Source organism: Kitasatospora sp. NPDC048296, assembly GCF_043201815.1.
Classification (GTDB): Bacteria; Actinomycetota; Actinomycetes; order Streptomycetales; family Streptomycetaceae; genus Kitasatospora.
The window spans coordinates 1-16625 of record NZ_JBICZB010000089.1; the positions used below are offsets into that span (position 1 = coordinate 1).

17 protein-coding genes and 1 other RNA gene are annotated in these 16625 nt (G+C 71.8%); 10 read left to right on the forward strand and 8 right to left on the reverse strand.

What is annotated here, in order from left to right; all coding sequences use genetic code 11:
* Positions 1–208: 208 nt before the first annotated feature.
* On the reverse strand, positions 209–994 hold the full coding sequence (gene yaaA / locus ACGF12_RS33575) for a peroxide stress protein YaaA (RefSeq protein ID WP_393038696.1): 786 nt from the start codon (positions 992–994) through the stop codon (positions 209–211).
* A gap of 20 nt (positions 995–1014) precedes the next feature.
* On the opposite strand from yaaA, the gene ACGF12_RS33580 reads away from it, so the two are divergent.
* The 4 genes from ACGF12_RS33580 (at position 1015) to rnpB (ending at position 4830) form a co-directional block, all read left to right on the forward strand.
* Positions 1015–1239 carry a hypothetical protein gene (locus tag ACGF12_RS33580; protein WP_393038699.1) on the forward strand — a complete coding sequence of 75 codons (225 nt, stop codon included), beginning with the start codon at positions 1015–1017 and terminating at the stop codon, positions 1237–1239.
* Between the two features lie 54 nt (positions 1240–1293).
* Positions 1294–2826 carry an RNB domain-containing ribonuclease gene (locus ACGF12_RS33585; RefSeq protein ID WP_393038702.1) on the forward strand — a complete coding sequence of 511 codons (1533 nt, stop codon included), beginning with the start codon at positions 1294–1296 and terminating at the stop codon, positions 2824–2826.
* A gap of 99 nt (positions 2827–2925) precedes the next feature.
* A complete protein-coding gene (locus ACGF12_RS33590) occupies positions 2926–4419 on the forward strand; it encodes an MFS transporter (RefSeq protein ID WP_393038705.1) in 1494 nt (497 codons plus the stop codon).
* Positions 4420–4432: 13 nt separating this feature from the next.
* An RNA gene (gene rnpB, locus ACGF12_RS33595) (RNase P RNA component class A) lies at positions 4433–4830 on the forward strand.
* Between the two features lie 82 nt (positions 4831–4912).
* Here the strand turns inward: rnpB and ACGF12_RS33600 are convergent.
* Together ACGF12_RS33600 and ACGF12_RS33605 are read right to left on the reverse strand one after the other, a co-directional pair.
* The gene (locus ACGF12_RS33600) at positions 4913–5170 is read right to left on the reverse strand and encodes a Prokaryotic metallothionein (protein ID WP_393038708.1); all 258 of its coding nucleotides are present in this window, start codon (positions 5168–5170) and stop codon (positions 4913–4915) included.
* A 93-nt stretch (positions 5171–5263) separates the two neighbouring features.
* Complete coding sequence (locus ACGF12_RS33605; RefSeq protein WP_393038711.1) at positions 5264–5662, reverse strand: ACT domain-containing protein; 399 nt, start codon at positions 5660–5662, stop codon at positions 5264–5266.
* Between the two features lie 169 nt (positions 5663–5831).
* Here ACGF12_RS33605 and ACGF12_RS33610 point away from each other — a divergent pair, with 169 nt between their 5' ends.
* From ACGF12_RS33610 to ACGF12_RS33620, 3 genes are read left to right on the forward strand one after another with little or no spacing between them, the layout of a single operon-like run.
* Positions 5832–6581, forward strand: a complete 750-nt coding sequence (locus tag ACGF12_RS33610) for a TnsA-like heteromeric transposase endonuclease subunit (protein ID WP_393038714.1) — start codon at positions 5832–5834, stop codon at positions 6579–6581.
* On the forward strand, positions 6578–8650 hold the full coding sequence (locus ACGF12_RS33615) for a Mu transposase C-terminal domain-containing protein (protein ID WP_393038716.1): 2073 nt from the start codon (positions 6578–6580) through the stop codon (positions 8648–8650). The genes ACGF12_RS33610 and ACGF12_RS33615 overlap by 4 nt, the downstream gene beginning before the upstream one ends.
* 8 nt (positions 8651–8658) lie before the next feature.
* Positions 8659–9666, forward strand: coding sequence for an AAA family ATPase (locus tag ACGF12_RS33620; protein ID WP_393038772.1), 1008 nt, complete (start codon positions 8659–8661; stop codon positions 9664–9666).
* Between the two features lie 851 nt (positions 9667–10517).
* Here ACGF12_RS33620 and ACGF12_RS33625 read toward each other — a convergent pair.
* Complete coding sequence (locus tag ACGF12_RS33625; protein ID WP_393038719.1) at positions 10518–11114, reverse strand: suppressor of fused domain protein; 597 nt, start codon at positions 11112–11114, stop codon at positions 10518–10520.
* 395 nt (positions 11115–11509) lie between these two features.
* On the opposite strand from ACGF12_RS33625, the gene ACGF12_RS33630 reads away from it, so the two are divergent.
* Entirely contained in the window at positions 11510–12079 is a 570-nt protein-coding gene (locus ACGF12_RS33630; protein ID WP_393038722.1) for a PadR family transcriptional regulator, read from the forward strand.
* 58 nt (positions 12080–12137) lie between these two features.
* Here the strand turns inward: ACGF12_RS33630 and ACGF12_RS33635 are convergent, their stop codons facing one another.
* Positions 12138–12347, reverse strand: a complete 210-nt coding sequence (locus ACGF12_RS33635; protein WP_393038725.1) for a hypothetical protein — start codon at positions 12345–12347, stop codon at positions 12138–12140.
* Positions 12348–12394: 47 nt separating this feature from the next.
* Positions 12395–12625: a hypothetical protein gene (locus tag ACGF12_RS33640; RefSeq protein ID WP_393038728.1), complete on the reverse strand. Its 231-nt coding sequence runs from the start codon at positions 12623–12625 to the stop codon at positions 12395–12397.
* Between the two features lie 437 nt (positions 12626–13062).
* Between ACGF12_RS33640 and ACGF12_RS33645 the strand changes: the two genes are divergently transcribed.
* The gene (locus ACGF12_RS33645) at positions 13063–13761 is read left to right on the forward strand and encodes a bifunctional DNA primase/polymerase (protein WP_393038731.1); all 699 of its coding nucleotides are present in this window, start codon (positions 13063–13065) and stop codon (positions 13759–13761) included.
* 281 nt (positions 13762–14042) lie between these two features.
* Here ACGF12_RS33645 and map read toward each other — a convergent pair whose 3' ends face one another.
* Positions 14043–14888: a type I methionyl aminopeptidase gene (gene map / locus ACGF12_RS33650; RefSeq protein ID WP_393038733.1), complete on the reverse strand. Its 846-nt coding sequence runs from the start codon at positions 14886–14888 to the stop codon at positions 14043–14045.
* Positions 14889–14994: 106 nt separating this feature from the next.
* Between map and ACGF12_RS33655 the strand changes: the two genes are divergently transcribed.
* Complete coding sequence (locus ACGF12_RS33655; RefSeq protein WP_393038736.1) at positions 14995–15225, forward strand: hypothetical protein; 231 nt, start codon at positions 14995–14997, stop codon at positions 15223–15225.
* A gap of 42 nt (positions 15226–15267) precedes the next feature.
* Here the strand turns inward: ACGF12_RS33655 and ACGF12_RS33660 are convergent, their stop codons facing one another.
* Positions 15268–16596 carry an MFS transporter gene (locus ACGF12_RS33660; RefSeq protein ID WP_393038739.1) on the reverse strand — a complete coding sequence of 443 codons (1329 nt, stop codon included), beginning with the start codon at positions 16594–16596 and terminating at the stop codon, positions 15268–15270.
* Between the last annotated feature and the right edge of the window lie 29 nt (positions 16597–16625).

Consider the following 16625-nt stretch of genomic DNA (forward strand, 5'->3'; position numbering starts at 1 on the left):
CCACCATCCACCAAACCCTCGACAACCACCCCACCCCCCCCCACCCCACCCACCCCCCCCCCCCCCACCCCCCCCCCCCCCCCCCGCCGCCCCCCCCCCCCCCCCCCCCCGCCCCGCCCCCCGCCCCCCCCCCCCCCCCCCCCCCCCGCCGCGCGGGGGGGGGGGGGGGCGGGCCCGCCCCCCCCCCCCCCCCCCCCCCCCACCCCGCTCAGTGCACGTCCGTGACCACCACGTCCAGCTGCCACGGCTTGCGCGCCGTGCCCTCCGCCGCCAGCTCGACCCGGTGGCCCAGCCCCAGCAGGGCGTCCATCAGCTCGCCCGGCGTCTTCGGCTCGGCCCCGGTGACCAGCAGGTCCCGGACCAGCCGGCCCTTGGTCGCCTTGTTGAAGTGGCTGACCACCGTGCGCTTGCCGCCCCGCTCCTGCAGTACCCGGACGGTCGCGGTCCGGGCAGCCACCTCGCCGGCCGGCTTCCAGGCCGCCGCGTACGCGGAGCTGCGCAGGTCCAGCACCAGCCCGTCCGCCACCTCCGGCAGCACCGCGGCCATCGCGCCCCGCCAGTACGCGCCGAGCGCCCCCGGGCCGGGGAGTTTCACACCCATCGAGCAGCGGTAGGACGGGATCCGGTCCGAGATCCGCACCGCGCCCCACAGCCCGGAGAACACCAGCAGCGAACGCTCGGCCCGGCCGTACGCGGCGGCGTCCAGGGTGGCCAGGCCCAGGTTGTCGAACAGCACCCCGGTGTACACCTCGGCCGCCGGACGGGCCCCCGCCGTCGGCAGGCCCGCGTTCTTGGCGATCTCGCCGCGCAGGCCGGGGGTGAGGCCCAGCACCTCGGCGGCGGTGTCCTCGTCACCCCGGCAGAGGCCGACCAGCGCGTCCAGTACCGCACCGCGCGCCGCCGTCAGCCCCGGCAGCGACAGCCGGTCGAGCGCGACCGGCTCGCCGTCCCCGGACCCGGCCTTGCCCTCCGAGGGCGGCAACAGCACCAGCACAGCGGACTCCTCAACAGTTTGTGGCGGACGAACCCCGCCACCCTACTGCGGCCGCTCCGGCCCCCGACGCCGCCCAGAGGGTCGAGCAGAACCGCACGGCCGACCGCCGGACCCGCCCCGACCTCCCACGTACCCACCCGCACCCGGACGACGCCGTGGCCTTCATGCTGCGGCTGGCCACCGGCGGCTACGACGACGCGGTCGCTCCGGCCGCCAAGGACCTGAAGTCCCTGCTCGGGCGCTGAGGGCTCGCTGAGCCTCCGTCCGAAATCCCCTGGTCCCGCTCTACCCTGACGTCCATGCCTCGCCGAAAACTGCGCGTCAAGGCCGCCGACTCCGCCCGGATCAACACCGAGCTGACCGAGCTCCGCACCCACCTGGAGATCCACACCGAGTGGCCGGAAGCGGTGCTCGCCGAGGCGGAGGAGGCGGCCGAGCGGCCCTGGCTGCCGGAGCACGACGCCACCGATCTGCCGCTGTTCACCGTCGACCCGCCGGGCTCCCGGGACCTCGACCAGGCGATGCACCTCAGCCACCGTCCGGGCGGCGGCTACCGGGTGCACTACGCGATCGCCGACGTCGCCGCCTTCGTCCGCCCCGGCGGGGCGATCGACGTGGAGGCCCGGCGCCGGGTCGAGACGCTGTACTTCCCGGACCACCGCGTCCCGCTGCACCCCGCCCGGATCTCCGAGGACGCCGCCAGCCTGCTGCCCGGCGAGCCGCGTCCCGCCCTGCTCTGGCAGCTGGACCTGGACGCCGACGGCGCCGTCGTCCTGGCGGACGTCCGCCGCGCCATGGTCCGCTCGCACCGCCGCCTGGACTACGCCGCCGTCCAGCGCGCCGTGGACCTCGGCGGCGCCGACGAGCAGCTCGCCCTGCTCGCCACCGTCGGCCGGCTGCGCGAGGAGCAGGAGCGGGCCCGGGGCGGGATCAGCCTGCCGGTGCCCGAGCAGGAGGTCGAGGAGACCCTGCACGGCTACGTCCTCGGCTACCGCGCGCCGAGTCCCGCCGACGGCTGGAACGCGCAGATCTCGCTGCTCACCGGCATGGCCGCCGCCGAACTGATGCTGGACGCCGGCGTCGGCCTGCTGCGCACCCTGCCGGCCGCGCCCGCCGCCGCGTACGAGCGGCTGCGCCGGATCGCCACCGCGCTGGACGTGGACTGGCCGCAGGCGCTCCCGTACCCGGAGCTGATCCGCTCGCTGGACCCGGAAGCGCCGCTGAACGCCGCCTTCCTCAACGCCTGCACCGGGCTGCTGCGTGGCGCCGGCTACCACGCCTTCGACGAGTCCCGCGGGCTGCCCGCCCCCGCCGAGCCGGGCCACGCCGCGCTGGCCGCCCCGTACGCGCACTGCACCGCGCCGCTGCGCCGGCTCGGCGACCGCTTCGCGCAGGAGGTGTGCGCGGCGGTGGCGGCGGGGGAGGACGTGCCGGACTGGGCGCGCGAGGCGCTGCCGGCCGTACCGGCGCTGATGGCGAGCGGGGACCGCCGGGCTGCCGAGGTGGAACGGGCCTGCGTGGACCTGGTGGAGGCGGAGCTGCTGGTCGGCCGGGAGGGCGAGGACTTCTCCGCGGTGGTCATCGAGGTGGACGGGAAGCGCCCCGGCTCCGGCACCGTCCAGCTGCGCGAGCCCGCCGTCCGGGCCCGCTGTGACCGCGCCGGCCCGGCCGACGGCGCAGGCGGACCAGGCGGACCAGGCGGAGCCGACCACGCCGACGGCACCGCGGACGGCACCGCCGCCGGGCGGCCGCTCCCGCTCGGCCGGGTGATCGACGTCCGCCTGACCACGGCCGACCCGGCCACCCGGACGGTCCGCTTCGCCGCCGTCTGAGCGGCCCCCCGCACGGTCGCGGTCCGTGCACCGCGGAGCCGCCACCCGGACGGTCCGATTCGTGGCCCCGCGCCCGCCAGCGGATGGGAAGATCGGTCCGTGTCCCATGCCGCCTCACTCGACGCCCCCGCCTCCGGGCGACGCCGCCGTCTGCTCGTCCTCGCGATCTGCTGTATGAGCCTGTTCATCGTCGGCCTGGACAACACCGTGGTGAACATCGCCCTGCCGGCGATCCAGAAGGACCTGGACGCCCCGGCCTCCGGGCTGCAGTGGATCATCGACGCCTACACCCTGGTGCTGGCCTCGCTGCTGATGCTGTTCGGTTCGGTGGCCGACCGCTTCGGCCGCCGCCGGGTGTTCCAGATCGGGCTGACCTGCTTCGCGCTCGGCTCGCTGCTGTGCAGCCTGGCGCCCGACCTGGAATGGCTGGTGGTGTTCCGGGCGGTGCAGGCGGTGGGCGGCTCGATGCTCAACCCGGTGGCGATGTCGATCATCACCAACACCTTCACCGACCCGAAGGAGCGGGCCCGGGCGATCGGCGTCTGGGGCGGCGTGGTCGGCATCTCGATGGCGCTCGGGCCGCTGCTCGGCGGCTTCCTGGTGAACGGCGCGGGCTGGCCCTCGATCTTCCTGATCAACGTCCCGGTGGCACTCGCCGCCATACTGCTGACCGCCCGTTACGTCCCCGAGTCGCGCGCGCCGAGGCCGCGCCGGCTGGACCCGGTGGGGCAGTCGCTGATGATCGTCCTGCTGGGCTGCGGCACCGCCGCGATCATCGAGGGCCCGGGCAACGGCTGGACCTCCCCACTGATCCTCGCCCTGGCCGCCACGGCGGTGGCCGCGCTGGTCGCCTTCCCGCTCTGGGAGCGGCGGGTGGCCGAGCCGCTGGTGGACCCGCGGTTCTTCGCCAGCGCCCCGTTCGCCGGCGCCACCGTCACCGCGGTCTGCGCGTTCGCCGCGCTCGGCGGCTTCCTCTTCCTCAACACCCTCTACCTGCAGGACGTCCGGCGCTACGACCCGGTCGAGGCGGGTCTGTGGACGTTGCCGATGGCCGGGATGATGCTGGTCTGCGCGCCGCTGTCCGGACGGATCGTCAGCAGCCGGGGTCCGCGCGTGCCGCTGGCCGTGGCCGGGCTCTGCCTCGCCGCGAGCGGCCTGCTGCTCACCCGGCTGTCCGCCGACTCCCCGCCGGCGCTGCTGCTGGTCGCGTACGCGCTGTTCGGCTTCGGCTTCGGCATGGTGAACCCGCCGATCACCAACGCGGCGGTCTCCGGCATGCCGCGCGCCCAGGCGGGTGTGGCCGCGGCGGTCGCCTCGACCAGCCGGCAGGTCGGCCAGTCGCTGGGTGTGGCGGTGATCGGCACGGTCGTCACCTCGGCCGTGGTCGGCCCGGTGGCCACCGGCTTCGCCCCGGCCAGCCACGCCGGCTGGTGGATCCTGGTCGGCCTGGGTGCCGTGATCCTCGCCCTCGGGCTGCTCACCACCACGGCCTGGGCCACCGGCACTGCTGCCCGGGTGGCGGCCCGCCTCGGCGCCGAGCCGCCCGTGGCCCGGTCCGGTGTACGGGAGGCCCCGCCCGAGCGGCTACGATGACCACTACGGCGGAAGAGCCGGCCGGGCGGTCGCGACGGGTCCCTGACCCGCCGAGGAACGTCCGGGCTCCACAGAGCAGGGTGGTGGGTAACGCCCACCCGGGGTGACCCGCGGGACAGTGCCACAGAAAACAGACCGCCCACCGCTACGGCGCGTGGGTAAGGGTGAAACGGTGGTGTAAGAGACCACCAGCGACCGGGGTGACTCGGCCGGCTAGGTAAACCCCACCTGGAGCAAGGTCAAGATCGGTGTCCTCGGGCACCGTGCGCGGACGTCTGAAGGCTGCTCGCCCGAGTCCGCGGGTGGACCGCACGAGGCTGTCGGCAACGGCAGCCCTAGATGGATGGCCGCCTCCCCGGGCCGCGCGAGCAACCCGGGAGACAGAACCCGGCGTACAGGCCGACTCTTCCGCCCCTGAACATCCGAAGGCCCTCCGGCCCGCGCGGGAAGCGCGGGCCGGAGGGCCTTCGTGCGTCGTGGGGCGTGGCGGGGTTCAGCCGGGGTGGGAGCCGACGGCGTCGCGGATCTGTTCGCCGAGGCCGCCGTTGACGCGGGCGCAGTTGGCGCAACAGAAGAACATGCCGGCCACCTCGACGCCGTGGCCGACGATGCGGACGGTGCAGTGTTCGCAGCGGGGGGCGAGCTTCTCCATCGCGCATTCGAAGCTGTCGAAGGTGTACGTGTCGCCGGTGACCGTCTTGATCTCGAAGGCGAGCCAGTAGTCGTTGCCGCAGGTGACGCAGATGGCCATGGCGGCCGTCTCCTTCCGGTGGGGGCCGGCCCTGGCGGGGCGGCTGTCTCCAGTGTCGAAGGGTCGGTCGGCGGCGGCCACCCGGCGGGACCGTCAGGCGGAGCGGGCGGAGAACTCCTCCAGGGCGCGGACGGCGCGGTCGGCGTCGTCGGCGGCGACGAACAGGTGGTCGTGGTGGAAGCCGGCCACGACGTTGCAGCTGATGCCCTCCTCGGCGAGCCGTCCGGCCACGGCGGCGGTCAGTCCGACGGCCTCCAGCGCCGAGTGGATCTGCAGGGTGATCCAGGCCGCGACGTACTCGTAGCGCAGCCCGAGCGCGTCGGCCTCCTCCTGGGCGACGACCATCGTCACCCCTTCCGGTTCGGCGACGGTCACCACCGGCCGCATCCCGGCGGGCACCTTCGCGGGGAGGGTGCAGTAGACGTACCGCCCCGGGTGGAGCTGCGGTCGCATCCCGCGCAGCAGGGTCGCAAGGTCTCGTTCACCGGCCATGCCCGTCACCGTAGCCGCCGACGGGCCCGCGCGCCCTGTGGGACGGCCGTGTCGTCGGCCGGGGCCTGACCTGTGACAGCGAAGTTGGGACGGTTGTCATCGAAGTTGGGACAACGCTAGTTTGTGACACCGAAGTTGGGATTGATCCATCTCGCCGGTGGGGGAAGCGTTGGCGGAGCCTGTTCTCGGGCTTGAGCAGGCTGCTCTTGCGTCCTTTGAGCTGGACTTCTTCGTCGGCGGGTCCCGGAGGCGCCGGTCGCTGGGCTTGAGCTGGGATACGCCATTCGAGGCGGTGGAGCCGGTCCGAGAGTTCAGCTGGCGCAAGGAGGCTCGTGGATTCGCGGGCTGGTACTTCTCGACGACGGTGCGGGATCACGTGGGCTACGAGTCGTGGCTGGAGCGCGATCGGCTCATCCTGCTGGACCGGGATCCGCAGGTGGTGGGGATCTCCTCCCAGCCGTTCTGGCTGCACTGGCACGACGGCTCCCGGATGCGCCGGCACGCTCCGGACTACTTCGTCCGGTTGGCTGACGGCGGGGCCCGTGTCGTCGACGTCCGAGCCGAGGACGACGTGGATGAGACGGCCCGGGAGGCATTCGCCGCTACCGAGGACGCATGCCGGGCGGTGGGCTGGGAGTTCGAAAGGGCGGGTAGGCCCGAGCCCGTGTTCATGGCGAACGTCCGCTGGCTCGCCCGCTACCGTCGGACTCGCTGCGGTCGACCCGCGGAGGTGGCCGCTCGGTTGGCCCAGGCTTTCCGTGAGCCGATGCCCCTTTGGGAAGGGGCCGAGCTGGTCGGGGACCGCTTACAGGTCCTGCCGGTCCTCTTCCACCTGCTGTGGTCCGGAGTCCTGGTGACGGATCTGACGGGAGCGTTGATGCAGATGGACAGCCTGGTCTGGACGAAGGCGGACGAGTGAGCGTGTTGAAGCGACCGCAGGCACTCGCGGTGGGGCAGCGAGTCCGGTTCGACGGGCAGATCAGGGGAGTCCTCCAGGTCACCGCCCAAGCCGCAGTGCTGGATGACGCGGAAATGCCTCACCGGGTGGTCGCCCTGCTCGACCTGTTCGAGGCCGCGGACTTCGAGATCCTCTTCGCACCGCAGCGGATGCCACTGCCGCAGGTCGGGCTGCTGGATGGCCTGCCGCCCGAGGCGGTGAAGCGGGCACTGTGGTGGGAGAAGCATGTCCTGGAGGTCAGGCACGGGCTGCCCCCGGACGCAGAGCCCGGCACGCGGCCTCGGCCCGGATATGAGCCGGGGACGTCGCTGAGCGTCCGCCAGCAGGCGAAGGCGGCCGAGCTGACCGCTGCGGGGCACCCGATCTCGGCCAAGACGGTCGCCAACCACCGCCGCCGCTACGAGGCGGAAGGCCTGGTCGGACTCGTCGACCGAAGGCCGATCCGCAAGCGCAACGAGTTCGGCTCGGTGCCTGGACCGGTCGTCGAAGCGATGCGCCAGGCAATCGGAGAGGGCGTCGACGCGTCGACCCGCAACGCGGCCTACCTGATCTGGCGGACCAGGGAAATCCTGCACGCATCCGATGTCGAGTCGGTCGACCTGCCGGCCCGGCGGACGCTCTACCGGCTGCTGGCCAAGCTCACAGCTGGCACGCATGCCACCGGTTCGGCCCGCACCCGCCGATCCGTCGCCCATGGAGCCAACGCGCCGTTCGGCGAGCTGACCGTGTCGGCGCCGGGCGAGGTGATGCAGATCGACTCCAGTCCGCTGGACGTGATGGTCCGGCTCGATGACGGCGTCGTCGGCAAGGTCGAGATCACCGGCATGATCGACGTCGCTACCCGGACGCTGTCCGCGGCAGTCCTGCGGCCGACGACAAAGGCGGTCGACGCGAGCGTGCTGCTGGCCCGCACCGTCACTCCGGAGCTGATGCGGCCGGGCTGGGTCGACGCGTTGAAGATGTCCCGCTCGGTGCTGCCGCACCGCCGCCTGCTGTCTCTAGACGAGCGGCTGGGGCACGCGGCCGCCAAGCCGGTGATCGTCCCCGAGATGATCGTCTGCGACCACGGGAAGGTGTTCATCTCGCACAACTTCCGGGCCTCCTGCCGGTTCCTGGAGATCGACTTCCAGCCCACCCACAAGGGCTCGCCGTTCCAGAAGGGCCACATCGAGAAGATGCTGGATACCGTCGCCCGGGGGTTCGCCCAGTTCCTTCCGGGCTTCACCGGCGGCAGCACCGAACACCGCGGGCGGCACCTTGAGCGGGAGAACCTGTGGTCGCTGCCTGAACTGCAAAATCTGCTGGACGAGTGGGTCGTCGCGAAGTGGCAGAACCGTCCTCACGACGGGCTGCGCGACCCCGACCACCCGGGCCGGCTGTTCACGCCGAACCAGAAGTACGCCGCCCTGGTCGAGGCCTCCGGTTATGTCCCAGTCGCGCTCAGCGCTGACGACTACGTCGAGCTGCTGCCTGCGGCCTGGCGGGCCGTCAACTCCTACGGCATCCGCATCAACAACCGCACCTACGACAGTCCCGAGCTCGCACCCATGCGTCGCCGCGACTCGGGCGTTAGCGCCAAGCGCGGGCTCTGGGAGGTCCACCGCGACCCCTACGACGTCTCCTACGTCTGGGTCCGCAACCACCGGGGCGCCGGCGGCTGGGTGAAGGCGACATGGAAGTACCTGCACCGGGCCGCGGTCCCCTTCGGGGACCTCGCCTGGGACCACGTCAGCCACCGACTGCCGAAGGCCACCGAGGAGGAACTCGCCCAGGCCGTCACCGACCTTCTGACCCGCGCCCACGCCGGCCCCTCGAAGGAGAAGCCCCGCGGGGCCAAGGAGTCCAAGGCAGAGCGGCGTGTCGCGGCCCGCACCAGGGCAGTGCCTGCGACGGCCCCGCCGTCCGAGCCGGTTCCGCAGTCGAAGGACGACCCCGCACCGGAGGAGCCGGTGCAGGACGAGGAAACGCTGGCCGAGGTGATCCCGCTGGGACTCTTCGACCCGCTCGAAGATCCCTGGAAGCGCCCGTGACTACGACCATGCCCGACATCCCGGACGACGATTTCGGACGCCAGCTGACCACGCACTCCGGCTGGCTGGAGTTCGTCGCGTCCGCACTCAGCGAGCCGGTGGCCGTGCTGTCGCAGGTTGAGTACGACTCCTTGTCGAAGGAGGACCAGTACATCTACGACGAGGGTCGGCTCGACCACCACGCCCGCCTGCAGGTGGTGGCCACCTCCACGGTCCGCAGGACCGTCACCTGCGGGCGCCGGCTGGTCATCCTCAACCGCGGGGCGATCAGCGCCCGCCGTGGGCTGATCGTCACCGGGCCTGCCAACACGGGCAAGACCATCGCGCTGGCCCAGCTCGGCCTGGCCCACGAGCTCCAGGACCGGCGTCGGCATCCGGGGCAGGACGGGCGGATACCGGTCATCTACATCACCGTTCCGCCCGCCGCGACGCCCCGCATGATCGCCGCTGAGTTCGCCCGCTTCCTCAACCTCCCGGTGATGGGCAGATTGAACATCACCGACCTGACCGAGGCTGTGGTCGGTGTCTGCACCAAGGGCCGCACCGGTCTGGTGCTGGTTGACGAGATACACAACATCTCCCTGCACACCCGCACCGGTGCCGAAGCGTCCGACACGCTCAAGTACTTCTCCGAACGCATCCCGGCGACGTTCGCCTACGCAGGCATCGACATCGAGGGCAGCAGTCTCCTGTCCGGCACTCGCGGCGACCAGATCGCTGCCCGCTTCACCGCAGTGGCCACCCACCCCTTCCCTTACAACGCGGAGTGGAAGGCCCTGGTGGCACAGATGGAGGCGAATCTGCTGCTGCAGCAGCACAAGCCGGGCACCCTCACGCGCCTTGATCGCTTCCTCCACACCCGGACCGGCGGCATGATCGGCACCCTCTCCCACCAGATCCGCGGAGCCGCCGTCGACGCCATCCTCACCGGCACCGAACAGATCACGAAGGCGGGACTGCTTGCCGTCGACCTGGACATTGCCTCCGCCCGCAAGCGCCCCAAGACCGAGCAGTGACCTCATCGGCCTGGCAGGCCCACGTCGTCCGACTACCGTTTCAGGTCCGTCCGCAGGCCGGAGAAGGAAGCCGTCGGTTCATCACCCGCCTCGCCCAAGCAAACTTCCTGCCGCCCACCTACCTGCGCATATTCCTCGCAGAACCTCCGCAGCACCGAGGCAGTCCGAGCTGGGAGCGCATCGCAGCCATCACCGGACGCGACCCAGAGCGACTCCGCAAGATCCTTGAAACGATTGACTGCGTCGAGTGCGGAGGCTTGATCCCTCCGTCATCGACCAACGGACCAAGAGCCAGGACCTGCTCGACCACCTGCCGCCAGAAGCGCCTGCGCAGGGCAATCCCGGACTCCCAACGAGGCATAGTGCCCTGCCGCGTCTGCGGACAGCCGATGGAGCGTCGGATCGGACAGCGACGCTACATGTGCTCTTCACACTGCCGCCGAGTCGCCTTCTACTACCGACAGCGCGGTGAGCCTCTGCCCAGACTGAGAAAGCACAAAGAAGCGTCCGACGCTCCGGATGACGAGCAACCGGCGGCTCATTGCCCGGGCTGCGAGCAGCCAACGGAGTCATCACACGCCCGAAGGAGGGCCTGTTCGAGACGCTGCCTCGACCTAATCGCCCGCTGGGAGACGGTCCCGCTGCCACTCCCAGGCACCTGTCGCGTCTGCGGCGACACCGTGCTTCCTCGCGCCGACTACCGCGTCGAGCCATGGTGCTCAGTCAGCTGCAAGGCGGTGGAGGTCTTCGAGCAGCGCGGACAGCAAGGGAACTCGGTGCCCCAGCGGTAAGGGTGACGGGATTGGCAGGACAGGTCATCCGGAAGACCCTGCCGCCTTGATGAGGAAGCGTCAGACCACGGAAGCGCGCTTGGGGTCCGTGGGCTCGATCTCGTGTTCGTCGAAGAGTTGCTCCAGCGCTTCATGGCCGTGTTCGCGGCGAAACGCAATTTCGGCCGCCGTCACCGGGAGAGTCCAGAGGATGCGGGCATGCCCGTTCGGCAGCGGGCAGTGTTCCAGATCCGGGCCGTGGAGGTACGGCAGGCTGACGAGCAGATGGTCGCATGACGAACCGGGCATCCACGGCTCGCCGATGGGCATGCTGTGCTCAAGATCGAGATGGTGTCCGGCGTGGTAGTAAGCGATCTTCGCGAGAAGGTCCACGAAGCTCACGTCGCCAGCCGGAGCGGTCAGGGCGAACTCCAACCCGTGCCCTTGCTTCTCGACCGCGGACCAGCACCCGGCGGTGACGTATGTCCAGACGTTGCAGCGAGGGCCCGGGCTGGCCGCGATGATGCGCAGACCGGGAACGGCTTCCTGACGGCCGGGCCCGAAATCATACCCGAAATCATAGTCGTGGGCTTGAACCTGCTGGTGACCTGCAAAGAAGTCGCGGACGTGCGTCTCGACGCCCGCGATGGCCTGCTGTCTACGCTTCGCTTCGAACATGGCCGCGATGATTTCAGGCGCGGGCGGCGGTGCCGACACCGACCCTCAGCCTTCAGCGGGCATAGGACATCGCAGATGGCTCGGGCCACCGGCACCGGTCACTGGTCCCAACTTCGCTGTCGCAAACTGCACAGCATCCCTGAATCGCTGACATGGACAAGCGTTGTCCCAACTCTGATGACAACCGTCCCAACTTCGCTGTCACGGGTCAGGGCCGCTGTGTCGTCATTCGTTGACGAGCGACAGTTGCCGATATATCGTCGAACTATCGAGACAGTAACTCGACTGTTTCGGTGAACAGGGAGGTGGGCGCCATGCGCTCAGGAATGCGATTTCGTGGAGAGGGCCCGCGCGGCGGCGGAAGGCGTCGCGGGCCGGGCCCGGAGTTCCGGGGGATGCCCGGAGAGGGCTTCGAGGGGCGGGAGGCCTTCGGCGGGTTCGGCCCGCAGCGCGGCGGCCCGTTCGGGCACGGCTTCGGCGGCCACGGCGCCCGGCGCGGCGGCCCGCACGGGCGGCGCGGCGGCCGGGCCCGACGCGGGGACGTCCGCGCGTCGCTGCTGGCCCTGCTCAAGGAACGCCCGATGCACGGCTACGAGATGATCGCCGAGATCACCGAGCGGACCGGCGGGGCCTGGCGGCCCAGCCCGGGCTCGATCTACCCGAACCTCCAGCTGCTGGAGGAGGAGGGTCTGATCACCGCTGAGGAGGTCGGCGGCAAGCGGCTGGTCTCGCTCACCGAGGCGGGCCGGGCCGAGGCCGAGGCCGGGCCGGCGGAGCCGTGGGCGGAGGCCGGCCGGGAGGTCGACTGGGAGGCGATCCAGGAGGTGGGCCAGGCGCTCGCCGCGGTCGACCTGGCCGTCAACCAGGTCATGCGGACGGGCACCGAGGCGCAGCGCGCCAAGGGCCTGGCGGTGCTGACCGAGGCCCGCAAGAAGCTGTACCTGATCCTCGCCGAGGATGACTGACCGGCGCGGGGGGACGGACGCGACGGGCGGGTGCCGCTGCTCTCCGGGCCCTGGAGGCTCAGGGCCGGACCACGAACAGGGCCACACAGGCGAGCAGCAGCACCGCCCAGCCGAACCAGAGCCAGCCGTCGGGGCCGATCGTCACGCTGTAGAGGGACACCGCCAGCAGCAGCACCCCGGTGACCCCGGCGACCTGCCGGTTGTGGTGGGTGACCGCCTGCGAGCGGTTCCGGTGGTGTCGTGCGGGGTGCCGTACCGTCCTGGCCATGCCGACGCTCCTGGGGAGGCGATGGGGGGAGCGGAACGGGCGGCCCGTCAGCCGGAGGCCCTGGCGGTGGCCGCCTCGTCGTACTCGTAGCGCCAGAACCAGCTCAGGCCCCGAACCTGCTTGCTCCGGACGTACACCAGTGTGCGCGCGGGGGTCTCGCCGTGCGCGGGGACCGGGACCTTGTACTTCTTCGGCACGCCCAGCATCGGCCCCAGCGGGATCGGGAGGATCTTCCCGTCCAGGGGGCCGCCGACGAATTCGGTGTCCGCGCTCTTCACCCCTCCAGGGTCTCACCTCCACGTGGTGGCCACGCCCAGAGCATGGCCCGGGCACCCCGAGACGGAGGTCCGGTGAGGGCCGGGTGCCCGGAGTGTGACCGGAGAGGCACCGCCCCCGGTCATCCGGAGGCCCTGCGCACCCCTATCCTTGTCCTGTACGCCCTCGGGGTTCACCCGGGTCAGCGGGCCCGTACGGGCCGGGCGAGGCGCGGGTCGGCGTGCCCTCCGGCCGGAACCGGCGCGGACAGCGTGCTGCCGCGACTCCGTACCGTGACCCGGGCGTCGGCCGTCCGGTGACCCCGGGCCGCGGCCGGCAGGGCGCGGACAGCAGGGCCGAGCACCTACCTGGGAAGCAGCGGGGGGCGCTGTGCGTTGCGTCGGAGTGGTACGTCGAACGCTGTGTCGCACCAGGCACAGCAGTGCGCGGAAGGGGCCCGATGGAAGCCGGCGGCAGGTGGACGACCTGGTGGCAGAGGCGTGATCGACAGCGGGCCCGCCCGGGGGGCGAGGACCCGTCCGCCGGACTGGATCAGCTGCTCGGCGCGGTGCGCGCCGGATTCCCGATCGCACCCGCCGCCCACCCGGCCGGCTACCGATGTTCCTGTGACCGGGTGGCCTGCCCGGCTCCGGCCCAACACCCGGTCTCCTTCGCCTGGCAGACCCAGGCGACCACCGATGCCGAGCAGCTGTCCCGCTGGCTCTCCCGCGACCCGCAGGCCAACTTCATCACCGCCACCGGCCGGGTCCACGACGTGCTGGACGTCCCGGCCGAGGCCGGCCGGCTGGCGCTGGAGCGGCTGACCGCGCTGGGCGTCGAGGGGCCGGTCGCGGCCGTCGGCGAGGACCGCTACCTGTTCTTCACGGCCACCCGGGGCACCCCGCAGGACGAGGACGAGTGGTGGCCGAGCGCGCTCGACTCCACCCCCGACACCATGTCCGAGCACCCCGGCCTGCGCTGGCACTGCCGCGGCTCGTACACCCTGCTCCCGCCGGCCGCGCTGCCGGACGGCTCCCAGGTGCGGTGGCTGCGCGGGCCCGAGCAGCCGCTGCCGGACCCGCTGCGCGTCCTGGACGTGCTCACCGACGCCTGCACCGAGGTGGGCGCGGTGGCCGAGGAGCAGTGGCTCATCGGCTGAGGAGGGTTACTCGCCCGCGCTGTGCTGGTCGCCCGCTCGCCTCCGGGGCGCTCTGATCCGGTGCCGACGGTCGGCGGGCACTGCGCCACCTCCTTCGTCGGCGGCTTGGCCCTTCTCCCTTTCGGCACCGGCGCGCCCCTTCGGCTCGGGGCGGCTGTTATTCGCCCGCTCGCCTCCGGGGCGCTCTGATCCGGTGCCGACACTCCTCGCTCCGGCGCTCCTTCGTCGTTTGTCGCTCGTCGCTTTCGACACCGGCGCGCCCCTTCGGCTCGGGGCGGGGATCACGGCAGGGTGAGGATCTCCGCGCCGTCCGCCGTGACCACCAGGGTGTGCTCGAACTGGGCGGTGCGCTTGCGGTCCTTGGTGACGACCGTCCAGCCGTCCGCCCAGATCTCGTAGTCGTACGTTCCCAGGGTCAGCATCGGCTCGATGGTGAAGGTCATGCCCGGCTTGATCACCTCGGTGGCCCGCTCGCTGTCGTAGTGCGGGATGATCAGGCCGGAGTGGAACGACGTGTTGATGCCGTGTCCGGTGAAGTCCCGCACCACGCCGTAGTCGAAGCGCTTGGCGTAGGACTCGATCACCCGTCCGATGACGTTGATCTGACGGCCCGGCTTGACCGTCTTGATCGCCCGGTTGAGGGACTCCCGGGTGCGCTCGACCAGCAGCCGGGACTCCTCGTCCACGTCGCCGACCAGGTAGGTGGCGTTGAGGTCGCCGTGCACCCCGTGGATGTACGCGGTGGCGTCGATGTTGACGATGTCGCCGTCCTGCAGCACGGTCGAGTCCGGGATGCCGTGGCAGATCACCTCGTTGATCGAGGTGCAGATCGACTTCGGGAAGCCCCGGTAGCCGAGGTCGGACGGGTAGGCGCCGTGGTCGCACATGTACTCGTGGGCCACGACGTCCAGCGCGTCGGTGGTGACGCCGGGGGCGATCAGCTTGGCCGCCTCCTCCATCGCCCGGGCCGCGATCCCGCCCGCGATCCGCATCTTCTCGATCGTCTCGGCGGTCTGCACCTCGGGCCCGGTGTACGGCGTCGGGGCGGGCCGCCCGACGTACTCGGGACGCGTGATGTGCGCCGGGACCTTGCGGGTGGGGGACTGGATGCCGGGTACGAGAGCCATGGCGGCGAGTCTAGCCGCCGGGCCCCGCCGTTCCCGGGTGGTGTGCGCAGCCGCCCGGGCCGGGGAATGATCGGTATCGACCCATCCGTCTGAACGGGAGAGCGTCATGCCCCTGGGATTCCACCGCAAGCCGACCGGCCAGCCCGGCGAGTGGTTCTACTGCATCAAGCACGGCAAGGTCGAGGAGGGCCCCGAGTGCCCGGCCAAGGACCGCCTCGGGCCGTACGCCAGCCCCGAGGAGGCCGCCCACGCGCTGCAGACCGTGGACGAGCGCAACCGCGAGTGGCAGAACGATCCACGCTGGAGCGACAAGCCGAAGGACGAGGGGGGCGAGTAGCGCCGTGATCAGGCGCCGCGACAAGGAGGCCGCCCGGTCCGGTCACGCCGCGGCGGCCGCCTCGCGGTCGGCCCGGTCGTGCTCGGCCCGGACGGCCGCGGTGTGCGGGTCGGTGCGGTCGTCGTACGCGAGCAGCCTCGGCAGCGCGGCGGCGACCGCGAGCACGGCGACCACGCAGGCCAGGCCGCCGGTCCAGACGGCGGCGCGCACTCCGATCAGCCCGGCCATGGTGCCGGCCCGGACCTGGCCGAGCTGGGGGCCGGCGGAGTAGCTGAGCAGTTCGACGCCGGCCATCCGGCCGCGGACCGCGTCCGGGATGGACTGGTTCCACATGGTGGAGCGGGCGATCCCGCTGATCTCGTCGGCGCCGCCGGCCAGCGCCAGCCCGAGCAGCGCCACCCAGACGTTCCCGGACAGCCCGGCCAGCGCCATGGCCGCGCCCCAGCCGACCGCGGCTGCCACCAGCAGCCGCCCGTGCCGGTGGATCCGGGACGTCCAGCCGCTGGTCGCGCCGACCAGCAGGCCGCCGACGGCGGAGGCCGCGTACATCGGGCCGAGCGCCCAGTTCGCGCCCAACTCCGAGGCCAGGAAGGGGAAGACGGCCACCGGGAAGGCGAACAGCATGGCGCAGGTGTCGATCGCGTAGGTGCCCAGCAGGTCCTTGCGGCTCCACGCGTACCGCACCCCGGTGAGCACCGCCCGTACGGACGGGCGCTCGGCGCCGGTGGGCGGCGGCACCGCCTTGATCCGCAGGAGCAGCAGCAGTGAGACGGCGAAGGTGAGCACGTCCAGCGCGTACGCGGTCTGCACCCCGGAGAAGGCCACCACGACGCCGGCCAATGCCGGCCCGGTCACCGAAGCGACGTTGTGGTAAAGGGACTTGAGGGCGAACGCGGCGGTCAGGTGCTGGTGCGCGACGATCCGCGGCAGCAGCGAGTCCAGTGCCGGGCGCTGCAGGCCGTCGCAGGCCGCGACCAGCGCGGCGACCAGGTAGATCGGCCAGAGCACCGGGTGCGGCAGCAGGGCGTTGAGCAGCAGCAGTCCGGCGAGCAGACCGAGCGCGGCCTCCGAGCGCAGCACCAGCTTGCGCCGGTCCAGGGCGTCGGCGAGCGCGCCGCCCCAGAGGCCGAAGACGATCAGCGGGACGAGTTCGACGGCGCCGATCAGGCCGACCGCGAGGGAGGAGTCGGTGAGCTCCTTGATCTGCATCGGCACGGCGACGTATGTCAGGAAGCTGCCGAAGCTGGTGACGCAGCCGGAGGTCCACAGGCGGCGGAAGTCGCGCGAGGCGCGCCACGGGGACAGGTCGGGCGTCAGCGAGCGCAGCAGCGCGCGCGGCCGACCGGTATGTGATGGTTCGTCGTCGTCCACGAACCACCATCCTCGGACGGCTGCTTCGG